At 45.0% G+C, this 21,343-nt stretch carries 21 protein-coding genes; 7 read left to right on the top strand and 14 right to left on the bottom strand.

All coding sequences use genetic code 11. The annotated features are described in order from the left end of the window. Position 1 precedes the first annotated feature (1 nt). A complete protein-coding gene (locus RJ41_RS03515; RefSeq protein ID WP_039216984.1) occupies positions 2-487 on the top strand; it encodes an FKBP-type peptidyl-prolyl cis-trans isomerase in 486 nt (161 codons plus the stop codon). Positions 488-659: 172 nt separating this feature from the next. Here the strand turns inward: RJ41_RS03515 and RJ41_RS03510 are convergent, their stop codons facing one another. Further along, positions 660-998, bottom strand: a complete 339-nt coding sequence (locus tag RJ41_RS03510; RefSeq protein WP_039216983.1) for a P-II family nitrogen regulator — start codon at positions 996-998, stop codon at positions 660-662. 2 nt (positions 999-1,000) lie between these two features. Continuing rightward, positions 1,001-1,837 (bottom strand): ammonia-dependent NAD(+) synthetase, encoded by an 837-nt coding sequence (gene nadE, locus RJ41_RS03505; protein WP_039216980.1) that lies wholly within the window; start codon positions 1,835-1,837, stop codon positions 1,001-1,003. 456 nt (positions 1,838-2,293) lie between these two features. Here nadE and RJ41_RS03500 point away from each other — a divergent pair, with 456 nt between their 5' ends. Beyond that, entirely contained in the window at positions 2,294-2,875 is a 582-nt protein-coding gene (locus RJ41_RS03500; protein WP_084081753.1) for a GspH/FimT family pseudopilin, read from the top strand. Positions 2,876-2,948: 73 nt separating this feature from the next. On the opposite strand, the gene RJ41_RS03495 is transcribed toward RJ41_RS03500, so the two are convergent. Next, positions 2,949-3,341, bottom strand: a complete 393-nt coding sequence (locus RJ41_RS03495; protein WP_039216976.1) for a prepilin-type N-terminal cleavage/methylation domain-containing protein — start codon at positions 3,339-3,341, stop codon at positions 2,949-2,951. 78 nt (positions 3,342-3,419) lie between these two features. On the opposite strand from RJ41_RS03495, the gene RJ41_RS03490 reads away from it, so the two are divergent. The 4 genes from RJ41_RS03490 to RJ41_RS03475 are packed head-to-tail and all read left to right on the top strand — an operon-like array spanning position 3,420 to position 5,862. Next, positions 3,420-3,974, top strand: a complete 555-nt coding sequence (locus RJ41_RS03490; RefSeq protein WP_039216974.1) for a pilus assembly FimT family protein — start codon at positions 3,420-3,422, stop codon at positions 3,972-3,974. Continuing rightward, positions 3,968-4,612, top strand: a complete 645-nt coding sequence (locus RJ41_RS03485) for a potassium:proton antiporter (RefSeq protein WP_240485722.1) — start codon at positions 3,968-3,970, stop codon at positions 4,610-4,612. The genes RJ41_RS03490 and RJ41_RS03485 overlap by 7 nt, the downstream gene beginning before the upstream one ends. Further along, entirely contained in the window at positions 4,602-5,534 is a 933-nt protein-coding gene (locus RJ41_RS03480; RefSeq protein ID WP_240485721.1) for a hypothetical protein, read from the top strand. Before RJ41_RS03485 ends, RJ41_RS03480 begins: the two co-directional genes overlap by 11 nt. Then, complete coding sequence (locus RJ41_RS03475) at positions 5,521-5,862, top strand: hypothetical protein (protein ID WP_240485720.1); 342 nt, start codon at positions 5,521-5,523, stop codon at positions 5,860-5,862. Before RJ41_RS03480 ends, RJ41_RS03475 begins: the two co-directional genes overlap by 14 nt. 48 nt (positions 5,863-5,910) lie before the next feature. Here RJ41_RS03475 and RJ41_RS03470 read toward each other — a convergent pair whose 3' ends face one another. The 11 genes from RJ41_RS03470 to murJ all read right to left on the bottom strand — a co-directional run bounded on the left by RJ41_RS03470 (position 5,911) and on the right by murJ (position 20,613). Further along, positions 5,911-6,375: a type IV pilin protein gene (locus tag RJ41_RS03470; protein WP_039216971.1), complete on the bottom strand. Its 465-nt coding sequence runs from the start codon at positions 6,373-6,375 to the stop codon at positions 5,911-5,913. A gap of 2 nt (positions 6,376-6,377) precedes the next feature. Then, entirely contained in the window at positions 6,378-10,445 is a 4,068-nt protein-coding gene (locus RJ41_RS03465; RefSeq protein ID WP_039216968.1) for a PilC/PilY family type IV pilus protein, read from the bottom strand. Between the two features lie 8 nt (positions 10,446-10,453). Continuing rightward, positions 10,454-11,017, bottom strand: a complete 564-nt coding sequence (locus tag RJ41_RS03460) for a pilus assembly PilX family protein (RefSeq protein ID WP_039216966.1) — start codon at positions 11,015-11,017, stop codon at positions 10,454-10,456. Continuing rightward, a complete protein-coding gene (locus tag RJ41_RS03455) occupies positions 11,014-11,871 on the bottom strand; it encodes a PilW family protein (protein ID WP_039216962.1) in 858 nt (285 codons plus the stop codon). Before RJ41_RS03455 ends, RJ41_RS03460 begins: the two co-directional genes overlap by 4 nt. After that, the gene (gene pilV, locus RJ41_RS03450; protein ID WP_052235388.1) at positions 11,868-12,518 is read right to left on the bottom strand and encodes a type IV pilus modification protein PilV; all 651 of its coding nucleotides are present in this window, start codon (positions 12,516-12,518) and stop codon (positions 11,868-11,870) included. The genes RJ41_RS03455 and pilV overlap by 4 nt, the downstream gene beginning before the upstream one ends. A 435-nt stretch (positions 12,519-12,953) precedes the next feature. After that, on the bottom strand, positions 12,954-13,898 hold the full coding sequence (gene ispH / locus RJ41_RS03445; protein ID WP_039216958.1) for a 4-hydroxy-3-methylbut-2-enyl diphosphate reductase: 945 nt from the start codon (positions 13,896-13,898) through the stop codon (positions 12,954-12,956). A 2-nt stretch (positions 13,899-13,900) separates the two neighbouring features. Beyond that, a complete protein-coding gene (gene fkpB, locus RJ41_RS03440; RefSeq protein WP_014999018.1) occupies positions 13,901-14,368 on the bottom strand; it encodes an FKBP-type peptidyl-prolyl cis-trans isomerase in 468 nt (155 codons plus the stop codon). 14 nt (positions 14,369-14,382) lie between these two features. Beyond that, entirely contained in the window at positions 14,383-14,931 is a 549-nt protein-coding gene (lspA, locus tag RJ41_RS03435) for a signal peptidase II (protein ID WP_039216955.1), read from the bottom strand. Next, the gene (ileS, locus tag RJ41_RS03430) at positions 14,924-17,743 is read right to left on the bottom strand and encodes an isoleucine--tRNA ligase (protein ID WP_039216954.1); all 2,820 of its coding nucleotides are present in this window, start codon (positions 17,741-17,743) and stop codon (positions 14,924-14,926) included. Before ileS ends, lspA begins: the two co-directional genes overlap by 8 nt. A gap of 269 nt (positions 17,744-18,012) precedes the next feature. Beyond that, positions 18,013-18,933, bottom strand: coding sequence for a bifunctional riboflavin kinase/FAD synthetase (ribF, locus tag RJ41_RS03425; protein WP_014950132.1), 921 nt, complete (start codon positions 18,931-18,933; stop codon positions 18,013-18,015). Positions 18,934-19,053: 120 nt separating this feature from the next. After that, on the bottom strand, positions 19,054-20,613 hold the full coding sequence (murJ, locus tag RJ41_RS03420) for a murein biosynthesis integral membrane protein MurJ (RefSeq protein ID WP_039216951.1): 1,560 nt from the start codon (positions 20,611-20,613) through the stop codon (positions 19,054-19,056). Between the two features lie 450 nt (positions 20,614-21,063). Here murJ and rpsT point away from each other — a divergent pair, with 450 nt between their 5' ends. Next, positions 21,064-21,327 (top strand): 30S ribosomal protein S20, encoded by a 264-nt coding sequence (rpsT, locus tag RJ41_RS03415; protein WP_014950134.1) that lies wholly within the window; start codon positions 21,064-21,066, stop codon positions 21,325-21,327. Positions 21,328-21,343 lie beyond the last annotated feature (16 nt).

Below are 21,343 nucleotides of genomic sequence, written 5' to 3'. Positions count from 1 at the left end.
TATGACAATTACTTCTGACAGCGTTGTAACGCTACATTACACCGTATCTACCGAAGACGGCACAACGCTAGACTCTTCAGAAGGGAAATCGCCACTAGTAGTACTACTAGGCCGTCGCTTCTTAATTGAAGGACTAGAAGATGCACTTATTGGTAAATCGAAGGAAGATAGCTTCAACGTTTCAGTAACCCCTGAAAAAGCATACGGTGAACGTGCTGACGAACTTGTGCAAACCGTACCACGCTCAATGTTTGATGGTATGGATGTTGAAGTGGGTATGTCTTTCCGCGCAACTACACCTCAGGGCGAGCAATCGGTAATTATTATTGAAACAACTGACGAAGAGGTTGTTGTTGATGGTAACCACCCACTTGCCGGTATTCCGTTAACTTTCGACGTATCGGTTGTTGACGTGCGTGAAGCTACGCAAGAAGAGCTTGAGCACGGTCATGTGCACAGCGAAGGCGGTTGTGGCCACGACCACTAAGCTATTCCCCACTTATTTTTCAATAAATATTGAATCTGTATAAACAAAAAGGAGCCATCGGCTCCTTTTTCATTTGTTAAGCAATACCATTTTGCATAGATAATTGCCCACTCGGAAGGCGCTGGCAAGCTTCCTAGCAAGGCATGGGAATGCAGGAATGGTATAATACACGTTAAATCGCGTCTTCGTTTTGCTCACCAGTACGAATACGTACTGCACTTTCGACGCTGTAAACGAAGATCTTACCGTCGCCGATTTTACCTGTCTTAGCTGACGTTTGAATAGCTTCAACTGCTTGTTCAACGCGGTCATCATCTAACACAAGCTCAATTTTGATTTTAGGTAGGAAGTCTACTTGATACTCTGCACCGCGATAGAGTTCAGTGTGACCTTTCTGGCGACCGAACCCCTTCACTTCAGACACTGTCATCCCTGCGATACCGACTTCAGCTAGCGCTTCCCTAACATCGTCCATTTTGAACGGTTTAATGATAGCTTCAATTTTTTTCATGACTACAACTCATCGTAAATTGTTGGAATTGGCACACGCTTATGCTGTGTACGCTCATAAATATAGAGCAATTTCTCTTCCACTTCTGCAGAAACAGGCTTGCCTTCCAAAAAGTCATCGATTTGGTCGTAAGACATGCCTAGCGCTTGCTCATCAGCTTTTTGTGGCGACAGGCTTTCTAAATCAGCGGTTGGCGCTTTGGTGATCACATTATGCGGTGCACCCAAATGGGCAGCCACTGCACGTACTTGGCGCTTACTAAGTCCGAATAACGGAGCTAAATCACACGCTCCATCACCGTATTTGGTGTAAAACCCTGTAATATTTTCAGCCGAATGATCTGTACCTAAAACCAGCCCGTCAACCATTCCCGCAATTTCATACTGTATAACCATACGAGTACGTGCTTTAACATTCCCTTTCACAAAGTCTTGTTTCGCTTCATTGTCAGGAAGAAGATTAGCACTGGCAAGCGCTTGTGAAGTTGAGGCATGAATAGCATCTGCACCAGGTTTTACATTCACGGAAAGAGAGTGAGAGGGCTGAATAAAATCGATAGATTTCTGCGCATCTTCTTCATCAGCTTGTGTATCATAAGGCAAGCGGACTGCAATAAACTGGTAGTTTTCGTGATGTTCGTCATTTAATTCATTTACAGCCAATTGAGCCAAACGACCCAACGTACATGAATCAATGCCGCCACTAATACCCAGCACCAGTGAATTCAAACCAGAGGTAAGCAACTGCTTTTTGATAAACGATACTCGACGTGCAACTTCATATTCCACATCGATTTCAGGCAGCACTTTCATTTCATCAATAACTGCTTGTTTTTGCATTATAATATCCACGTATTTTTGAGGCGTCCTGGAACCCGATTCTACGACAATATCACGTTAGATGTTAGTGGTATCCCCGTATCATTTGAATAACCCTGTACTTATTCGCAATGGTAAGCACAGCTTTTCTTGATGTAATTATTTTAAAGCGTAAGCATAAGCCGTGTGAGATAGTTAACCGTAAGGCGTATGGTCAACGATGCGATATCACGGTAAAACATACCTTTATTGTCGGAGTTTAGTTTACCCTAAAATATAGGCGAGTAATGCATATTTATCGCGTAGTTTCATTACATCAAAGATAGAATAAAAAAGTAGATTTAAAGTGGCGATGTTTTTAGCTCAAGGTCAGTACTAGTGGCTTAGACACTCAACGAGCATTAGCTTTACCTGCCGTTTGTTCGGCGCAATTTATAAGCTAAGATTTAGTAAAGTTTGGAAAGTAGCAACCTCACAATGATAAGAACAAAATTAAAACAACATTCACAAGCCTTTATTAATCAAAGAGGCCTTACGCTGCTGGAGATGCTTGTCGCCGTTGCTGTGTTGACGATTATTCTTACTACTGTCGCGCCAAGTATACAAAGCGTTCTTATCAAAAATAGAATTACTTCAGATATTAATAATTTAAGTGCCGTGGTGCAGCGAGCCAGGTTTACCGCAGTAGACGAACAAGCCAGTGTTGTTTTATGCCCAACAGAAAATTACGAGGCCTGCACCAGCAGTTGGAAAAAAGCGAAAATGGTATTTGTAGATACAAACGGAAATGGTAGTCGTGACAATAACGAGGCGCTTATTACAGCCAGCGATCCGCTTAACTCCGCAAACGCTATCTACGGTGTAACAGGGAGCTTAGCTTTTGATGAGCAAGGTGCAATCAGTACGGCAGCAACAATTACGTTGTGCCCAAAGGATAATGATGACGACTATGCGTCTGCTCTTTTACTTTCTTTGTATGGAAGAATTTCAGTAGCTGTAGACAGTGACGGCGATGGTAAAAAAGAAGACTTAGATGGCACTGCGTTGTCTTGTAGTTAATAGTCGCAGTAAATCCTCACAATTTCCAGTCGTGACTTGTATGTGCAGAAGATAGACCATACCTATTACGAGGTTACCAGCATTCTCTTGGAGCCAACGACGTTTCACTGATTTTTATAGTCCTACAATTTTCACCCTGCTTCTTAAATAAGAGCGTAGCTGCCACTTCATACTCACCGTTTTGACTCATTGTTTGCGCAATGCTGACCTTGTCTATATTGGCTTGAGGGAGTGCGGTTAACGGTAGGTAAACGCCAGTTTCTAACCAACTTCTCGACTGCATCGACTGTACTGATAACAAGTACGCTTTAACTTGATTTACTTGACTTAATTGCCAAGTTGAAATAATCGCTCTAGTCGTTGCCAAACTCAATACACTGACAATCGCCAGCACAGCTAGTGCCTCAACTAGTGTAAATCCAGCCCTAAAATTTTGCCTGTCTAACCCAATGCCATTCCCTTCCATAGTACAGCTTTCTCTCAGTAAGTTTTTCAGTACATTAAGCCTATCAATTTATCGCTAGCACTATTACTGGACTCGCGCATGGCTTTTTCTGACAGAAAAAATATAAAAAGAGAAAATAGTGGGGACAGGCGCGCAATAGGCATGTCGCTTACCGAATTACTTATCGCCTTATGTATTACAAGTATATTGTCGGTAAGCACGGTTCCTTCATTTCAAGCGTGGCTTGAACGCAATGATTTCAAACATTTCGGGTCGCAATTAGCTAGCTCTGCCAAGCAAGCGCGTATCTATGCACTTACCAGTAAAAAGCCTTTTTACCTAATCACAAAATTTGAAAATGCGAGTTGCGTAATAATCAGTGACGATGAAAACTGTACTTGTTCAACATACCGGCTCTGCGCGCAAAATGATGCCGCGTATTGGGAGCTTCCCACCAAATGGAATTCAAAGCTAACAACACTGAATGCAAAAGACAAAACCATAGCTTTCAATCGACACGGTACACTTAATTTCGGCAGCGCCACTACATTTAAGCTATCCAGTAACCATTTTGCAGCTAAAGTAACCGTTAGTCCCCTGGGGCGCGTGAAGTTATGTAGTGAGCAGCACATAACAGGCATTCCGCCATGCTAATTTTCTCAAAGATGTTAAACCGCTCAAATATAAATAAAAGTCGCGGCCATAGTATTACAGAGGTTATGGTGGCTTGCGCTCTGTCAGGCATAATAATAACAGCGATAACGACATACAGTGTTCAGTCCAACGTGAGCTTATCGTCGCTTCAGCACGCCACTTCTATAGAAGAAGACGCGCGAGCACTACAGGATACTATTTCACGGCATCTAAGCAGGGCTGGATTTATTGAAAATAACACTTTACTTACGCCGTTTTTAACTCTTGCAAGTACCAGTCGTTCACTACCAAACGTGACTCTTGATCACCGCGCTGGTGAAGCGCCAAATAGCTGCATTACGTTTTCCTATGACAAAAATCGCAGCGGCGCTATTTCCGCCGCGCAGGACGAAATGTTTGGGTATCGACTGCACGATAAGTCAATTGAATACAGAGTGGGAGGTAAAACCTGTGCGCAAGGGGGATGGTTTGATTTGACCGACCCGAAGACTATCGAAGTGACTCAATTCGCTGCAAATGTATTGCACAAAAGCAGTTGGGGCGCGGCTTATGAAATTAATATAAGCATACAGAGTTTGATGAACCCAAACATAGCAGCAAACAAAACATTCGTGGTTGAGGTGGTTAATGAGAGATAAAGCATTAGTAGAAAGGAAGAATATCACCACGTACAGAAAAGGCTTGATGTGCAAGCCTTACTTTTCAACGGGGAAACAACAAGGTATGGCGGTCCTCGCAATTGTCGCCATACTTCTAAGTGTAGTAACGTTTTCTACCATAACTACATCGCAAAACGTTCAACAGTACTATGCCATACAGAAAATTAGACAAGATAGCGCAAGCTCTCGCGCGATATTAAAGAAACAACTTAAGCGTGTAGCGATGGCGCTTAGGACAAAAAGCATTTCAACGGTACTAAGCACTACAAACAAGCCTAATTTATCAACTACAGTACACGAACAAAGCCTAAAGGGTGATGAACAGCAGCTGCTAACCCACTACGAAGTAAGCGTTTCTCACAGTACAGAAAGCATTAAGTATAAAGCTAATTTCCTTCGTTACCCTGCTCTTCTAAGACTGCCAACCGCAGCTCAGCTATTTTCATGGGATAACCAACTGACTCATTGGTTATTCAATCGCAATATGGCCGAGCTAACTTCAGCATTTTTTCCAAATAGCGTGACAGCTTCTCATTGCCAGAACTTGGTGGATGCCACCGTCTATTGGATAAATGGAGATTGCGCGTTAACTTATAGTGACCTATCACATACATCGAGTTCCGCGCCTACCCTGCTAATCGTGGTAAATGGCGATCTTACTATAAGTGCGAATACGCATTTCTTTGGGCTAATCGTCATGCTTTCGACAACTGCAGCTACCCATAAACTTCACCTCGCCCCTTCAAGCTCCATTGAAGGGGCATTCGTGTCTAATGTTCAGTTGCAAATGCAGATTAGTGGCCTGTTGACGCCCTCAGCGCAAGTTCTTAGAAATCTACAGGCTGGCACTGAGATGGGGAAAATAATCCCTGTTCCGGGAACTTGGTATGATATCGATTAAAAAACCAAATCAAAAAGAATTCATAAGCGTATTGTCAGCTAAACCCTTGGCTGCACCTGGAAGTGATAGCTTATTTTCTCCCCCATGCAATGCATGCAACGGCGGAGTATTAATAGAAATACTCATAGTGCTTTTTATTTTTATGAGCTCCAGTGCTTATCTACTTACTAGCGAAATTAAAACGCGGGGGCTTTGGCTGGCAACATTAAAGTCACAAGTCGAACAGACACAACAGTTAAATACTGCGAGATTGGCCCACACGCAAGATGATGTAGATCAACGCTGGGAGGATATTGCAGTGTTTGGTATTCCGACAATCACACCCTAGCCCATTATGATTTGCTAAGGTGTAATAATGTGGTGCATCAGTTAAGCTTTAGCAAGACCAGCAATATTCACTAGCTTCAAGGGAGCCATTATTGTTTTTGTCCCACCCTTTTCTACCATCGCTAAAATAGTAAAGGGTACCATCTGAAGCTTGACCCGAGCCCGAGACAGGGGTTGCTCTTAACTCAAAATCAGTTGCGCTTGCAGATTGGATAGTTAAATTATACCTACGGCTTGCCGCCGGCTCGGAGGAAGGCGAATGCGTTGCGAAAATTGAAGGGGCCCCCGTGTCACTCCCACTAGCTCCTGCGCCTTTGTAACTAAAAGAACCACTGTGATGCCGCTCCATCGCAGACGCTAAGCCTAATAGGTCGGCCTGACCCGTACCACGATATCCGTCAGCGATCACCCCCTGATACGACGGATAGGCAATGGCAGCGATTATGCCGACAATAGCCACCACTATCATCAATTCAATAAGTGAAAATCCGCGCGACTGTTTTTTGAACTTCATGATTATTCCCTTTCTGTTTCCGAATGCCAGCTACCGCGCTGAATACGTTCAAACCGTCCGTAGATGTTTTCAGCTAAACATTCAAATGCGCTGGCACAGTCTTCGTCGTTACCGTCTTCATCAACCTCGATTACTGCAGACACGCACTCGGTGCCTAGGCAGACAACCGGGCTAACAATATCTTCGATGAGTATTTTGGTTTCAGGTGCAATACCGGTTTGCTTCAGGTCAGCAACGCGATCATCGCCATTTACCTCACCGTCATTGTTCACATCTGTGACAGCATTGCCGTTGAACATACTAACCAAGTAGGCGCGACTACTTCCAGTAGGCGGTGCACAGGCGCTTGTGCTACTTACAGCCGGAACATAAGTAGTAAAAAACACTTTGTAGTCAATAATAAGGGGAGAAGACAGTACTTTCTCGCCATTCGTTGTTAAGTTCAAATACCACCCGTCTTTATTGGCAAAAGCTGCGGCTGCTAATGCACGTTCATTTTCATCGCTACTGTTTAATGCATGGCTAGTTGCATTATACATTTTACTTTCGGTGACCGTTTCCATGTAAGTATATCTGCCGTTTTCATCGCGTTTAAAAACGCCGCTATCTTTTAGCATATAGAAGTTGTCTTCTACTATTGTATCAAGTGGAGATGCGCGCCATCCGCTCCCCAGCGCGACGGCATAATACAATTCATCACCTAACGCGATTTCCGTTACATCCGGACCATAGTAAAAACGGCGATTGGTTTCTTCGGTATCGCCACCGAAGTCAGCAATGCGTGCGCCTTTAATAAAGTTAGCGCCAGACTCACCGTTATAGATGTCTAGGCGAAACAGCTGGCCGCCTGTATCAGCGATATACATATGATCGGCTTCCCCGTCATTATCCCTGTCGATGACAGAAATACGCCCAGGAATGCTGTAAGTCATGTTAGCTAAATCAAGGTCAGAATTCTCGTTACTGGCATGCCAGAGCAGACTTCCGGTATCAGCATCAAACATGTAGACGGCGTTGCCAACTACATCGTTAGCTCTTAACGAGCGGTCATCTTGAGCATCGTCATAACCGCCCCCAACAATCATCACATTTTTTACCACGCCCCCCATATTTACTTTGGTTATGGTTGGTTTTGACCATGTTTGACCAAGCTTAGTGAGGGCTCCGTCTCCGCCACTCAGTTTGAATTTTAGCTTAGGTGAGTCTTTCGCTGTAACGTCAAAGACATAATAGTTACGGCCGCCTCTACGCATGCCTACATAAAGATACTTCTTGTCTTCAACAGTTCGAAGAACCATATCACCATCTATTCCATATTCATGGTCTAACGATGGAGTATCTTTATAGAAGTGATGCAAGTTTTGCAGCAGTTCTTTTGGCATAATGGCAAAGTTTTCTTCGCCGGTAGCAGTGTCAAACGAGTGAAGCATTCCTTGGTTAGTTGCAACGAAAATGGCCGAATCGTTAGTGCCGTAATTCACAATAATTGGCTGTGAATGAATAGGGTCACCCATTTGCGTTCTATAGTCGCTTGTACTGCCATTGCCATTGCTGTCTTTAACATCGACACCGCGCGCCCACTTTAATATCGCATCTCTCAACTCATTCGCGTCGGCTTCACTTTGAATGGCGAGATCTGCGGTTGTAATAGAAGAGTTGTCCTCATGAAGCGCATTGTCCTCATCCACGATAGCGCCCACACTATCAAACACATAAATGTTACGATTTATTCCCAAACGACTAGCTGCACCACCTTCACTCACCTCGCTACCGTCGGCAAGTGTTGACCAGTAGCTATGTGAATTTTCGGCGAAGAACCCCGTTTCGCTATCTACCGCACTGTGGCTGTTCTTATCCAGAATTTCGTCTCCGCTCAATCTGTAGCGTTTCAAATTACCCGGCCAAATTGCGCCTTCGCTGGGCTTAAATAGTGCGAAATACAGCTCATCTCTGTGGGTGAGGCGGTTCAGTTGGTTCACCGCAACACCAGGAGAAACAAATGTTGCGTTCACGTCTTTCACAGAACGTAGAATAGTGTTGAACGCTTCAAGCAAATCAGTGCTGTTGTCTGCTTGGTAGAAACCTCCGCCACTTTGCAGCGCAAGTTGGTTAAGGAAGTTATTAGCGGTATTATTCGCTGCGAAACCTATCGTGTGCGTTATAACTCTTGGCCCAATAACCGATGTAGAGGTGTCGCTGATGTTTTTAACCAAATCAAGGCCGCACTTTTCACCGCCACTACCGGTACAGCTTTTACCCAACAACGTCTGGATTTTAGACACACTATGATTGTTATTCGCTTCACCGTCAGACAGCAGTACTATGTGATTGTTGGTTTGGCACTGTAAGTCAGAAACAGGGGATATATAAGTCGCTGGCGTAGGAATTTGTTCGGTCACGCAATCACTGTCGGATAAATTATCTTCTGTGCATCCAGACGGTAAAATGGAATCTGCACCAATGTAGGAGCTTCGATGACTTACCCGCGTACTCCGTCTTACTGATGAATTTACATCGCTTTCTCCACGCTTTCGACCATAATCGACATTTCGTCCGCCATAGTAATTTGTTGCTTCTAAAAGCGTATCTACGATTGGTGTAAATCCGTTCGCGCTCAACTCATCAATCTTACTGACTAAGTGTTCGCGTACCGAGGCTGTAGCGCCAGGCGTAGCGGCGCCATTAAACTTAACAACTAGTCTTGGCGCTTTAGATGGCGAATTGTAGGTATGCGCTCCTCTATACGACACGAAATCGTCCATTACAAAAGCCATATCATTGCCTGACTGCCAACCAGAACGGTCAACGATTTGCTTAACAATACTGCTTATATCGGGCGTTCGATAATCGTTATTGTTGTAGAAGTTGGGCATTGACCACGTAATGCCAGAGGTCTTTGGAAGATTCCGTAAGCGGTAGCGCCTATTGGGATGAAAATCGGATGCATCATCATCGGCCACACCTCGAATTCGCATACTCGCATTTCCATAAGTTCTAGTACTGTATGCCGTAAACTCTAAATATGCTTCTGTAACCTCTGCGCCCTGTGGAATATTGACATTTCTAAAGCGCACGCCGATGTAGTCATTGTAATAAGAACTAAAAGTAAGCTCGCCACCGGTGTTAGGGTAGCCATTATAATCCTCTTCAGAGTTATCTTTAGCGTTACCAACCTGGTAAATACCCTCGCCTTGCACGCACCCCGTCGCCGTAGAATCGTCATATGATACGACTAATTGAGGCGCGCCGCTTTGCCCCACATCACTCGCCCTTGCCTCTCGACCACTAGCGGCATCAGTACTTGATCCTTCGATCAGAATATTTAAGTTTTTTCCGCCACACCACGCAGACAAATCCACAACTTCTTGTATTACTGCACTAATATCTGGCGTGGTAATAACCTCTCCAGAGGCGGGAAAGCTGTTATCAGTCGACCATTCGACATTGGCGGCTGTCTTGGCTCTTTCGCTTAGATTATTGCTGGTAGAAGAAAACGCGGTACTGGAAGCAGATGCTTCAGCTGAAATGACAAGAGAAGTTCCTGCAACATTAAACCTCTCAGAGGTGAGGCGGATATTAGCACTTAAAATAGTGGCCCCTTGCGGTATGTTTAAATCAGTAAAGCGTAAACCAGAAGTTACGGTTTGTGTGCCACTACTTAATATCAGATCGTTGCTGTCAGTAGTCACACTACCATTTATTTCATGGGCATCATGGTTATCGTCGTTAGTTGAAATAATAATTTCAGGACGCACCGCCTCGTCAATATTACGGATCGGATAAAGGATTGGCCCGCCATAATCAGAGAAGCGCATCAGTCCGGCATTAATGTTTGTGGCAGAGCGCAGCGCGTCTTTTAGCGCATTTTGCACCCGGAGCATTCTGGTCTGGCTGGTGTTATCATAAGATCCCATACTACCCGATGAGTCCATAATGAAGAGCACATTGGGGTTATAAGTAACCGCATTGCTAGCATTCCCTAGATAGATATCGAGATCATCGCCAAAGGCAGAAAAGCCAATACAGCTAAACAACGTAATAGAAGCAAGGTAATGTGTTATTTTTTTCATCATAATACCTATTGTGAAGCCGGGCCAAAAACAGATGCAGCCAAGCTGTTAGCAACCACTGTGGACTTACCCGAAACTTTTCCGCAGCCTCTAATAATAAATACGTGGCAGTTAATATTACTTCCACCAATCACGTTGCTTGAACCCCGGCAAGCTTGTTCACGAATAAACGCCGTCCGCGACCAGCTTTTTGAAGAAGCCGCACTTTGGTAAGTGCCATCCGTAATATGCCTGTTTCCCACCACTAACCCCCCTTCTGTCATGAACCTATCAGTCCACTGGTCATCGTCGAAACAGCTCATAGTATCCACGTCAGGGTCAAATATATTGCCTTGTCTGGCTTCAGAGAGGGGGTCAGTTTTTGCCGGATCAGTCAGCAAGGACTCATCTTCTGACTCGAAGAATACGCCTGCAATTGCCGACTCAGCGGCGTCAAATGCTAAACCGCTTTGCTGCATAGACACGGCCATTTTCGATTGGGACAAACTACTTGTTACCGCACTGACGCCTAAAACCGTTATCGACAGTAAAACAAGCAATGCAAACACCATAACTAAGCCTTGCTGTTTCATCGCGAACTCCTGACAAAATTTTTCATATTTCTCAGCGCTAAAGTCTTTGTAAACACTTGATAATAATGAGCGGTTCCCATTGTTACCGATGCTTCATTTAAGAGCGCATACTTTTGCGTCTGACTCTGTCTCACTTCATTCTGATAACTTTTAAGCATAATAGCCCAGCGTAACGACACCACTTGTTGATTAAGGGCTCTTAAATTATCGATATCGTCAGCTGTTACATAAGTCACGGCTTGACCATTTGAACTCGTGATTACGTCTGACACTCCAAATTGCACTTGAAAGCTTTCTACATTGTCTAACAAAGTGATAGTGATGGGAGCAGCGGATTGCGATTTAAGGCCAAGAAGGACACGCCCATCGTATCCCGTACATTTAAGCGTGTTGCCACTGACAAAATAATGATTAACTACGTGAAACTCTCGGCCTGCATAGCCATGCGAGTTTCCTGTACAATCTTCGTTATTTAATAGGCTGACAACGAGTTTGTCGCTGCCTCCGCTTCCCGTTTGTACGCTTCCTAATGTAGTTTTCGTGGGGAAGTCACCAGCTATGGCAATAGGATGATTTTCGACATAAGCAGCTTCAGCGACAATATCAACAGAGGTATCAACATTTGCAACAATTTGGTCATAGCGGCCGACTTCGTAAAACTCTGCAGACAAACGCGCCATAATAAAACGCCCAGACTCTTGAACTTGCGCCACAGCTTGGTTCAGCTTGTTTGTTACACTTGAGCTAACCAATACCTGAATCACTGCCCCAGAGATAATTAGACCTAACGTCAAAGTAATCATTAATTCTACAAGGGAAAAACCAACCTGTTTACGTTGATTTAGGGCCTTCATAGCGTGATGTCCTTAAAAACACAAGCATTGCTGTCGCCTTCGGCTTTATTGCAGCGAGAGTTCAGCTGATATTGCTGATTACCAGACGACGATACTGGCCACATAAGCAAAACCTCCACTCGGGAGCCTGGACTGCAGCTGTACGTATCAGCGGTATTATTATCAGCACAAGATACAGACACTGTGGTTTGTGGATTGGTTTGTACCGCAGAGCATGATAATGCCCAGCCGTCGTATTTGGCCATTTGAATTTCGGTACAAGATTGCCCTTCACAATTGGGGATATCAGCGGGTCTTGTTAGACAGCAGCCGTAATAAGGTTGAGCAGCGCTAGCACAACTAAGACCTGAGAAATTGTAAGTAGTGTTCGAAAAGTAGTCGTTATTCGCTACCATGCCGTCACCAACGGTTGCTGGACGAGCAGCAGCCCTTAATCGCTCTGCCACTTGTGCAGCGACCATTTCAGCCTGCGTCCTGCTGATAGCGTCTTTGTTAGCAAAAGAGCCGGTAAATTGAAGCGCAGCGACACCTAGCAAACCTACCGCTAATATAAACAGAGTAATTAAGATCTCTATGAGACCCACACCGTGTTGCGTGCAAAGCGTGCTTCCTTTCACTTGGTTTACCGCCACCTTTTTAACTTTCATCGCCTTTGCCAAATTCAAAATATAAGAATGGGTGCTATCACCAATTTAGTATAGTAAGACAAAAGCGTATTACACTGGGTATCATTGGTTATCAAAACGTATAATTTTTAGCTATATTTTGTTTGGCAAATTGGTTGTGAACCTAAGCGTAACTTGATCAAACATAGCACAGGAATAACCGTTCAGTAGCGTATTTAAAACAATCTGTCTTGCGAAACCGCCGGTTACCCTATAAGGATTTTGAGGCTTCGCGTCCGCGAAAACTATTACTAAGATGACGCCGCTTCCCTCGCACTAAATTTGCAATTGGCTAAAAGCTCTTTTGATTTAAGGTATTATTATCTATTCGTAAGCCGTTGAATTTCCAGTAGACAAAAGCATAAAAAAACACCGCAACGAAGTGCGGTGTTTATGTATTGTAATATTGTGGCTAAATTAACCGACTTGTTTAACGCGCAGCTCTTTTGGAACAGCAAATTCCACGTTCTCTTCGCGTCCAGCACGCTCAGACGCTGAAACAGCGCCCCACGCTTTAAGCTTGTTTACCACACCTTGCACTAACACTTCCGGTGCAGACGCGCCTGCAGTAACGCCAATATGCTCTACACCTTCTAGCCATTCCTCTTGAATGCAATTAGCGTCAGCAATCAAATACGCTTTTGCGCCAATTTTTTCGGCCAACTCGCGAAGACGGTTCGAGTTCGAGCTATTCTGTGCACCAACAACCAGTAAAACCTGACAATCTTGGGCTAGGTCGCGCACCGCGTCTTGGCGATTCTGCGTGGCATAGCAAATGTCGTCTTTTCTCGGACCATTGATTTTGGGGAACTTAGCGCGAAGTGCATCAATAACATCGGCGGTATCATCAACAGACAGCGTAGTTTGGCTACAGTAATAAAGGTTGGTCGGATCTTTAACTTCAAGCGTTGCCACATCCGCTTCAGATTCAACCAGATAAATTCCGCCTTCTGCATTGCTGTACTGGCCCATGGTACCCTCAACTTCTGGGTGACCAGCATGACCAATCAAGATACATTCAGTACCTGTTTTGCTAGCGCGGGTAACTTCCATATGTACTTTCGTCACTAAGGGGCACGTGGCGTCAAACACCTTAAGACCTCGACTTTCTGCTTCTTTTCTTACCGCTTGCGATACACCATGGGCAGAAAATATTACTATGCTGTCGTCTGGTACTTCGTGAAGTTCATCCACAAATAACGCCCCACGCTCACGTAGCCCATCTACCACAAATTTATTGTGTACCACTTCGTGGCGCACATAAATGGGCGGCTCGAACATTTCAAGCGCTCGCTCAACTATGGTGATAGCTCTATCAACGCCGGCACAGAAGCCACGAGGGTTAGCTAAATGAATTTGCATAACTAGTTTCCACCTTGTGCTGACACGCCAGGTTTAACATCAATAATTTCAACGTCAAAGATAACCGTTTGCCCTGCTAGCGGATGGTTGAAGTCTACCGTTACAGAGTCTCCAGCAGCGCTTCGAATAATACCCGGAATTTCCGAACCGTCTGGTTGAGCAAACGCTAAAATCATGCCTTCTTCAATCTTTAAATCAGCGCCAAAACGACTTCTATCCATATAGTGAATATTGTTCGGATTAGGCTCACCGAATGCGTCATTCGCCGCTAACGTAAACGCTTTTTTATCACCTTTTTTAAGCCCAAGTAAACACGCTTCAAAGTTAGGCGTTAAGCTACCGTCACCCATTACCATTTTAGCAGGCTTATTGTTTACGCGAGTGCTGTCGGCGGCAGAGCCATCTTCTAGCTTTAAATCAAAATGAAGAATAACTTCGCTATCAGCGCCAATTACTAATGAATCTGTCATAACTTTTCCGAATACTACTTAATGGTTTCGCTATTGCCTGCGGCACTTGCGTTCGCATCTGCACCGTTCCCTTCACTTTTTTTATCGCCATTCTTAAACATGTCGATAATCAGCAAAGCCGCGCCGATAAATATTGCGCTGTCAGCAATGTTAAACGCAGGCCAGTGGTAATTGTTTACGTAAAAATCTAAAAAGTCGATGACATAACCGTGGACTAATCGGTCGTAAACGTTACCCAAGGCGCCGCCTAGAATAAAGGAAAATGCAATCGGCAGCATTTTTTGCGAACGGGGTGACTGCTTCAGCCACCACAAAATCACTACACTTACCACGACAGCAATGGCAGTGAAGAACCAGCGCTGCCAGCCACCTGCGCTTTCTAGAAAGCTAAATGCGGCGCCGTAATTGTGCACGTAAGTAAAGTTAAAAAACGGCAGTACCTGTATCGACTGATACAGTGACATGCTATCGATAACCGTATACTTACTCCATTGGTCGAGGATAAACGCAATCGCGCTTATCCATAAGAAACGCAAGCCAGTTTCGCGAAAAAGCTTAAGCATAGTGGCGTTCTTCTCCATCACCGTCAATGTTTGTCACACAGCGACCACACAGTTCTTCGTGACCTTCATGTGAGCCTACATCTTCACGGTGATGCCAGCAGCGTACGCACTTTTCACCGCTTGCTTTATTAACGCTCAACCATAGACCTTCAACGTCTGTGGCTTTTGCTTCAGACGGTGCACTGTCAACCTTAGTTAGCGAAACCCCTGATGTAATGAGTACGAAACGTAGTTCGTCTTCAAGCTTTGCAAGTACGTTGTACAACGACTCGGTAGCATAAAGCGAAATGCTCGCTTCTAGTGAGCCACCTAGCTCGCCATCTTTACGCGCCTGCTCCATTGCTTGGTTGGCCGCGTCTTTTACGCTTAACACTTGATGCCAAAGGGCATCGTTAAACGTATCGCTTTGCGTAAAGTTGTTAAAACCTTCGTACCAGGTTTCAGTAAATACAAACTCACTGCGCTCGCCAGGTAAGGTTTCCCAGATTTCTTGTGCAGTAAAGCTGGTAATAGGCGCCATCCAGCGAACCAAAGCTTCGATGATGTGGTACATGGCCGTTTGGCATGAGCGACGGGCAAGGCCATCTGCTTTTGCCGTGTACTGACGGTCTTTAATCACGTCTAAATAGAACGAACCTAACTCAATTGAGCAGAAATGCGTAAGCTTCTGCGACACTACTAACAGGTCGTAGTTGTTATATGCTTCGATAAGTTCTTCTTGAAGTGCCTTGGCGCGCGCAACAATCCAGCGGTCAAGTGCGACCATATCGTCTTCTGCTACCGCATCTTCAACGTTGAAGCCGTTAAGGTTAGCAAGCAAGAATCGCGCGGTGTTACGAACTCGGCGGTAGCCATCTGCAGCGCGCTTCAAGATCTCATCTGATACCGCAATTTCACCTCGATAGTCAGTAGATGCTACCCATAGACGAAGGATGTCTGCGCCTAATTTGTTAGTCACTTCCTGAGGCGCCACAACATTACCTACCGACTTCGACATTTTTCTGCCGTGGGCATCTACCGTAAAGCCGTGTGTTAGCACTTCTTTATAAGGCGCGTGACCGTGCATGGCAGTTGATGACATAAGCGAAGACATAAACCAACCGCGGTGCTGGTCTGAACCTTCAAGATATAAATCGGCAGAGGCCGGGATATCATCACGACGGTCGACAACGAAGTAATGCGTTACACCCGAGTCAAACCAAACGTCTAGCGTATCGGTCACTTTTTCATAGTTGTCTAATTCGCTACCAAGCAGGGCTGCATCGTCGAGATCCCACCACGCTTGAATGCCTTTAGCTTCAACTTCTTGTGCCACTTTTTCCATTAACGCCGCAGACTCTGGGTGGATTTCACCGGTAAGTTTGTTCACATACAAAGGAATAGGCACGCCCCACGTACGTTGACGTGAGATACACCAGTCTGGACGACCTTCAACCATTTTTTCAATGCGGTTTTGGCCCCAGTCTGGGATCCATTTGGTTTGCTTAATTTGTTCAAGTGATTCAGCGCGAAGACCTTTTTTATCCATGCTTACAAACCACTGAGGCGTAGCGCGGAAAATAATTGGGGTTTTATGGCGCCAGCAATGCGGGTAGCTGTGCTCGTATTTTACGTTTAGGACAAGGTTACCCTTCTCTTTAACCGTTTCGATAATTTCATCGTTAGCTTTAAATACAAACTGACCTGCAAACAGCGGTGTGTTTTCAAGGTACACGCCATTGTTGCCTACAGGATTGTACACTTCGATATCGTATTGCTTGCCCACGTTAAAGTCGTCAACACCATGAGCTGGCGCTGTGTGTACACAACCTGTACCAGATTCAGTCGTAACGTGGTCGCCTAGAATTAGCGGTACTTCCAGGTCTAAGAATGGGTGATTAACCTTAAGCTTATCAAGCGCGGCACCAGTACAGGTTGCCACTTCACGGAAATCTTCAACGCCGTAACGGTTCATGCAGCTTTCAAGCAGGTCCTGCGCTACCACTAGCCATTCATTTGAAGGTTGAACTTCAACAATCGCATAGGTAAGCTCTGGGTGTAAGCTGATTGCACGGTTGGCCGGCAGTGTCCACGGTGTGGTAGTCCAAATAACTACACCTGCTTTGTGTGTGGTTAAATCACCTTCAGACACACCAAACGCTTCTGCGATAGCAGCCACATCAGCTACTGGGAACTTAACGTCGATAGCAGGTGATACTTTGTCTTTGTATTCAACTTCTGCTTCAGCAAGTGCCGAACCACAATCTGTACACCAGTGAACAGGCTTGAAGCCCTTTTCTAAGTGACCCGAGTCTACAATTTTACTTAGCGCGCGAATGATGTCGGCTTCAGATTTGAAGTCCATGGTTTTGTATGGGTTATCCCATTCACCAAACACACCTAAGCGTTTAAAGTCAGCCATTTGGCCGTCAATTTGCTTTTGCGCATACTCGCGACACTTTTGACGAAATTCGGCAGCAGTAACTTTCTTACCTGGCTTACCAACTTTCTTTTCTACCATCAATTCAATTGGCAAACCGTGACAGTCCCACCCAGGAACGTACGGAGAATCGAAATCAGAAAGGTTTTTCGACTTTACAATAATGTCTTTAAGAATTTTGTTAACCGCGTGACCAATGTGAATATCGCCATTCGCATAAGGAGGGCCATCGTGAAGAATAAATGGCTTTTTGCCTTTTTTCGCTTCACGAATTTTGCTGTATACCCCTTTTTCCTGCCAGTCTTTAAGCATTTTCGGCTCGCGCTGAGCAAGGTTACCGCGCATCGGGAACGCAGTTTCTGGAAGGTTCAGTGTGGCTTTGTAATCACTCATAAAATTGTATTATCCGGTTACCTTAATTTTCACCCAATGCACTAACACATTGTGAAGGCGATATTCATTTTGCGATGTTCAAATTAAAACGCTGAATGTAAAAGGTTCAACGTAAAACTGTGTGTCGTTCTTACTAGCGCAAGGCTGACGTTATATGTTCTAGCACAGTGACTTACTTACGCGTTTCGCGAACAAGGAGCCACGTTTAAAAAATCAAGCTCAATAAAATTAATACGCGCAGAAACTTTTCGTGACTTTATCACGTTTAACTATGCTAATAACAGACGCGCTTGTGCTGCATCTGCTTGAATTTGATCTTTCAACGCCTCAAAAGAATCAAATTTAATTTCATCTCTTATTTTTGCCATCGGAAACACCGTAATGGGCTTGCCGTAAAGGTCAGATGACAAATCAAAAATATGGACTTCTAACTGGTTTCTTACCCCGTTAACAGTAGGACGGGTACCAATGTTCGCAACGCCGTTATAGTGTTTTCCATCTACGTCGACACGCACTGCGAACACGCCGTGAATTGGCGTTTTTTGGCGTTTTAGCATGACATTCGCGGTGGGAAAACCAATGGTGCGACCTTTTTTCTCGCCGTGAACCACCCTACCGTGAATAGCAAACGGGCGCCCTAGCATTTCAGTAGACAGACCAAAGTCGCTGTCAGCCAACGCTTCTCGCACCGCGGTAGAGCTTATTCGATGGGCATGCATGGTAAAGCTATGGGTGCTTACTACTTCGAAACCGTATTGGCGACCTGCCGCCTCAAGCATTTCGAAATCCCCTTTGCGGCCATTGCCAAAACGGAAATCGTCGCCAACAACAAGAAATTTAACACCCAGTTTGTCCACCAGTAAATCGTGGACGAAGGTATCGGCACTTTGCTTAGCAAACTCCGCGTTAAATCGCACAGCAAGCAGCCTGTCGACACCTTGTTGGCGCAGCAACTCGTACTTTTCGCGAAGAGGGCTTATACGCGCTGGTGCTTTATCAGGCATAAAGACTTCTTCAGGCTGCGGTTCGAACACCATTACGGTGGCAGGAAGTGATAGCGATTTCGCTTTTTCAAGCACGTTAGCCAACACAGCTTGATGACCACGGTGTACGCCGTCGAACTTGCCAATAGTGAGCACACACCCTTTATGGTGCGGTTTTACATTGTTTAGCCCGCGGATAAATTCCACTGTTAGCCACTACCTTTTAACTGCTAGAAAATCAAAGCTCGCGATTATAGCCGACCGCGAGCACAATACCAAGCACACGGGCCATTCTGACTCCATGCTCTATTTCGCATCTATTGAATACTAATCGCCGCCGCTTCTGAAATGCCTGGGTCGCATGCCCAGCACCACCATGGTGGTCACAAACAGTATAACCGACAGCGAAATGGTTATTCCTACCTCTAACATTTGGGCGGAAAGAGACAATTCAAAGAAACCTAAGCCTTTATCGCGATAATAAATAAGCCCGCCCATGGCTGCACTTGCAATAACCACACGGGCAATAAACAGAACCGACGTGCGGCTTAACGCAAATACACCTTGTCTATGTAGCGTAATATAAAGCAACGCGGCGTTAAGCGTAGCTGACATACTGGTAGCGACAGCAAGCCCTACATAACCAAACGGAATCGCTAAAATAAGGTTAAACACCATGTTTGCGACCATACACCAAATACCAAATTTCACTGGCGTCTTGGTGTCTTGGCGGGAGTAAAATCCTGGAGCGAGAATTTTTACCAGCATAAAGCTGAGCAAACCAAACGAGTACGCGGTAAGCGAGTAAGACGCCATAATGGCGGTTTCTGCGGTAAACGCGCCGCGCTGAAAAATAACGGTCAGAATAGGCCTTGCCATCACGCCAAGTCCCACTGCCGCAGGAATGCCCAATAAACACACCATGCGAAACGCCCAATCGATATTCGCAGCAAACGCTTTGGGGTTATTACTGACGTGGTTGCGGGAAAGCGTAGGTAAAATGACCGTAGCGATAGCGATACCGAACAGTCCTAAGGGAAATTCAAGCAGCCTGTCAGAATAGTACAACCAGCTTATTGAGCCGGTAACTAAAAAGCTGGCGATGAAGGTATCAAACAACAAATTGATTTGCCCTACTGACACACCGAACAAGGCAGGGATCATCAGGGTGCGTACTTTTACCACGTTTTCGTCATGCCAGCCCCACTTTGGCTTTACCAAGAGCCCTGCCCTGAACAAAAATGGTAGTTGAAACAAGAACTGTACAATACCGCCGATAAACACACCCCACGCTAGGGCGTAAGCGGGTTGATTAAGCGTAGGAGCTAAGTATATAGCGCATGCAATAATGCACACGTTAAGTAAAACGGGGGTGAAGGCAGCAACCGCAAACTTATTTAGCGTATTGAGTATCGCACCTGCCAACCCAGTCAGAGAGATAAACGCCAAATAAGGAAAGGTAATTTTTAACATGGTCGAGGCGAGCACAAACTTATCTCCGGCCTCATCGCCTTCGAGCCACGCAACGAACCACCCTGTTCCGAATAAAGCCGCCAAAACAGGAGATGCTATTACCCCTATAATAGAAACTACAAAAACAATAGCGCCTAATGTACCGCTGACTTTTGCAACGAACTCTCTGAGTTGCTTTTTATCGTTATTCTCGTGGACTTCGGTTAGTACCGGAATAAACGCTTGCGCAAATGCGCCTTCAGCGAATAGACGACGAAGAAAATTAGGAATTTTGTTAGCAAAGAAAAATACGTCAGCGGCTGCCCCATCGCCCATAAGCTTGGCAACAACAACATCACGTACCAAGCCTAATACTCGCGAGACCAAGGTCATAATACTGACGATAAGACCAGATTTTATTAACTTCCGTGACACGTCACACTTCCAATAAGAGATAAAGAATAGGCTGAATAGCATCAGCCAATTGAAAGATAGTCAAAGGCGTCTGCTAACCGCAAAGTGGCAACGCTGGGTTGCAAGCGAGCCATAATAACTAAAGGCTATCGCAGGCGAAACGATTTCTTCAAAATAGTTGTGCACCTTTATGAACTTTCTTGCTATAATCCGCGCCCGATATGGGGTGCTATCGTTTATGCACGTCTATCGCTTAAATGTCCTGAAAGAATATCATTACGAATCTCTTTCAAAAAATGTCGCAGAGAAATGTCGCAAAGAATGTGCAACGTGTTGAGCATACTTTGTGTTCAATAGCTTGCGCGTTTTAATGCGAAATGATTTAGGTTTTAAATCGTTTGACATTTGGGCGTTTGGTAGGCACAATCCGCACCCTCGTTTTTGACATGAATTTATTTTGGGAGTTACACCTTGGCTAACATTAAGTCTGCTAAGAAGCGTGCAATCCAAGCCGAAAAGCGTCGTCAGCACAACGCTAGCCGTCGTTCAATGACTCGTACAAGCATCAAGAAAGTTATCGCTGCAATTGCAAGCGGTGACAAAGAAGCGGCACAAGCTGCACTTACTGCTGCTACTCCAGTACTTGACAGAATGGCTACTAAAGGCTTGATTCACAAGAACAAAGCTGCTCGTCATAAGAGCCGTCTAGCTGCACAAATCAAAGCACTAGGTTAATCTTTACGATTAGTAG

The organism is Alteromonas marina, from assembly GCF_000808575.1.
In the GTDB taxonomy this organism is placed as follows: Bacteria; Pseudomonadota; Gammaproteobacteria; order Enterobacterales; family Alteromonadaceae; genus Alteromonas; species Alteromonas marina_A.
Note: the sequence above shows the minus strand (reverse complement) of the source record. Positions and strands in the feature narration are given on the sequence as shown.

What these genes read in the sequence shown, in the direction of transcription:
- RJ41_RS03480 (WP_240485721.1), top strand. Translation starts at nt 4,602, where the DNA reads ATGAGAGATAAAGCATTAGTAGAAAGGAAGAATATCACCACGTACAGA.
- RJ41_RS03515 (WP_039216984.1), top strand. Translation starts at nt 2, where the DNA reads ATGACAATTACTTCTGACAGCGTTGTAACGCTACATTACACCGTATCT.
- lspA (WP_039216955.1), bottom strand. Translation starts at nt 14,931, where the DNA reads ATGCTTAAGCTTTTTCGCGAAACTGGCTTGCGTTTCTTATGGATAAGC.
- ispH (WP_039216958.1), bottom strand. Translation starts at nt 13,898, where the DNA reads ATGCAAATTCATTTAGCTAACCCTCGTGGCTTCTGTGCCGGCGTTGAT.
- RJ41_RS03495 (WP_039216976.1), bottom strand. Translation starts at nt 3,341, where the DNA reads ATGGAAGGGAATGGCATTGGGTTAGACAGGCAAAATTTTAGGGCTGGA.
- nadE (WP_039216980.1), bottom strand. Translation starts at nt 1,837, where the DNA reads ATGCAAAAACAAGCAGTTATTGATGAAATGAAAGTGCTGCCTGAAATC.
- ileS (WP_039216954.1), bottom strand. Translation starts at nt 17,743, where the DNA reads ATGAGTGATTACAAAGCCACACTGAACCTTCCAGAAACTGCGTTCCCG.
- RJ41_RS03490 (WP_039216974.1), top strand. Translation starts at nt 3,420, where the DNA reads ATGGCTTTTTCTGACAGAAAAAATATAAAAAGAGAAAATAGTGGGGAC.
- RJ41_RS03465 (WP_039216968.1), bottom strand. Translation starts at nt 10,445, where the DNA reads ATGAAAAAAATAACACATTACCTTGCTTCTATTACGTTGTTTAGCTGT.
- RJ41_RS03500 (WP_084081753.1), top strand. Translation starts at nt 2,294, where the DNA reads ATGATAAGAACAAAATTAAAACAACATTCACAAGCCTTTATTAATCAA.
- RJ41_RS03485 (WP_240485722.1), top strand. Translation starts at nt 3,968, where the DNA reads ATGCTAATTTTCTCAAAGATGTTAAACCGCTCAAATATAAATAAAAGT.
- RJ41_RS03455 (WP_039216962.1), bottom strand. Translation starts at nt 11,871, where the DNA reads ATGAAGGCCCTAAATCAACGTAAACAGGTTGGTTTTTCCCTTGTAGAA.
- RJ41_RS03510 (WP_039216983.1), bottom strand. Translation starts at nt 998, where the DNA reads ATGAAAAAAATTGAAGCTATCATTAAACCGTTCAAAATGGACGATGTT.
- RJ41_RS03475 (WP_240485720.1), top strand. Translation starts at nt 5,521, where the DNA reads ATGATATCGATTAAAAAACCAAATCAAAAAGAATTCATAAGCGTATTG.
- pilV (WP_052235388.1), bottom strand. Translation starts at nt 12,518, where the DNA reads ATGAAAGTTAAAAAGGTGGCGGTAAACCAAGTGAAAGGAAGCACGCTT.
- RJ41_RS03470 (WP_039216971.1), bottom strand. Translation starts at nt 6,375, where the DNA reads ATGAAGTTCAAAAAACAGTCGCGCGGATTTTCACTTATTGAATTGATG.
- fkpB (WP_014999018.1), bottom strand. Translation starts at nt 14,368, where the DNA reads ATGACAGATTCATTAGTAATTGGCGCTGATAGCGAAGTTATTCTTCAT.
- RJ41_RS03460 (WP_039216966.1), bottom strand. Translation starts at nt 11,017, where the DNA reads ATGAAACAGCAAGGCTTAGTTATGGTGTTTGCATTGCTTGTTTTACTG.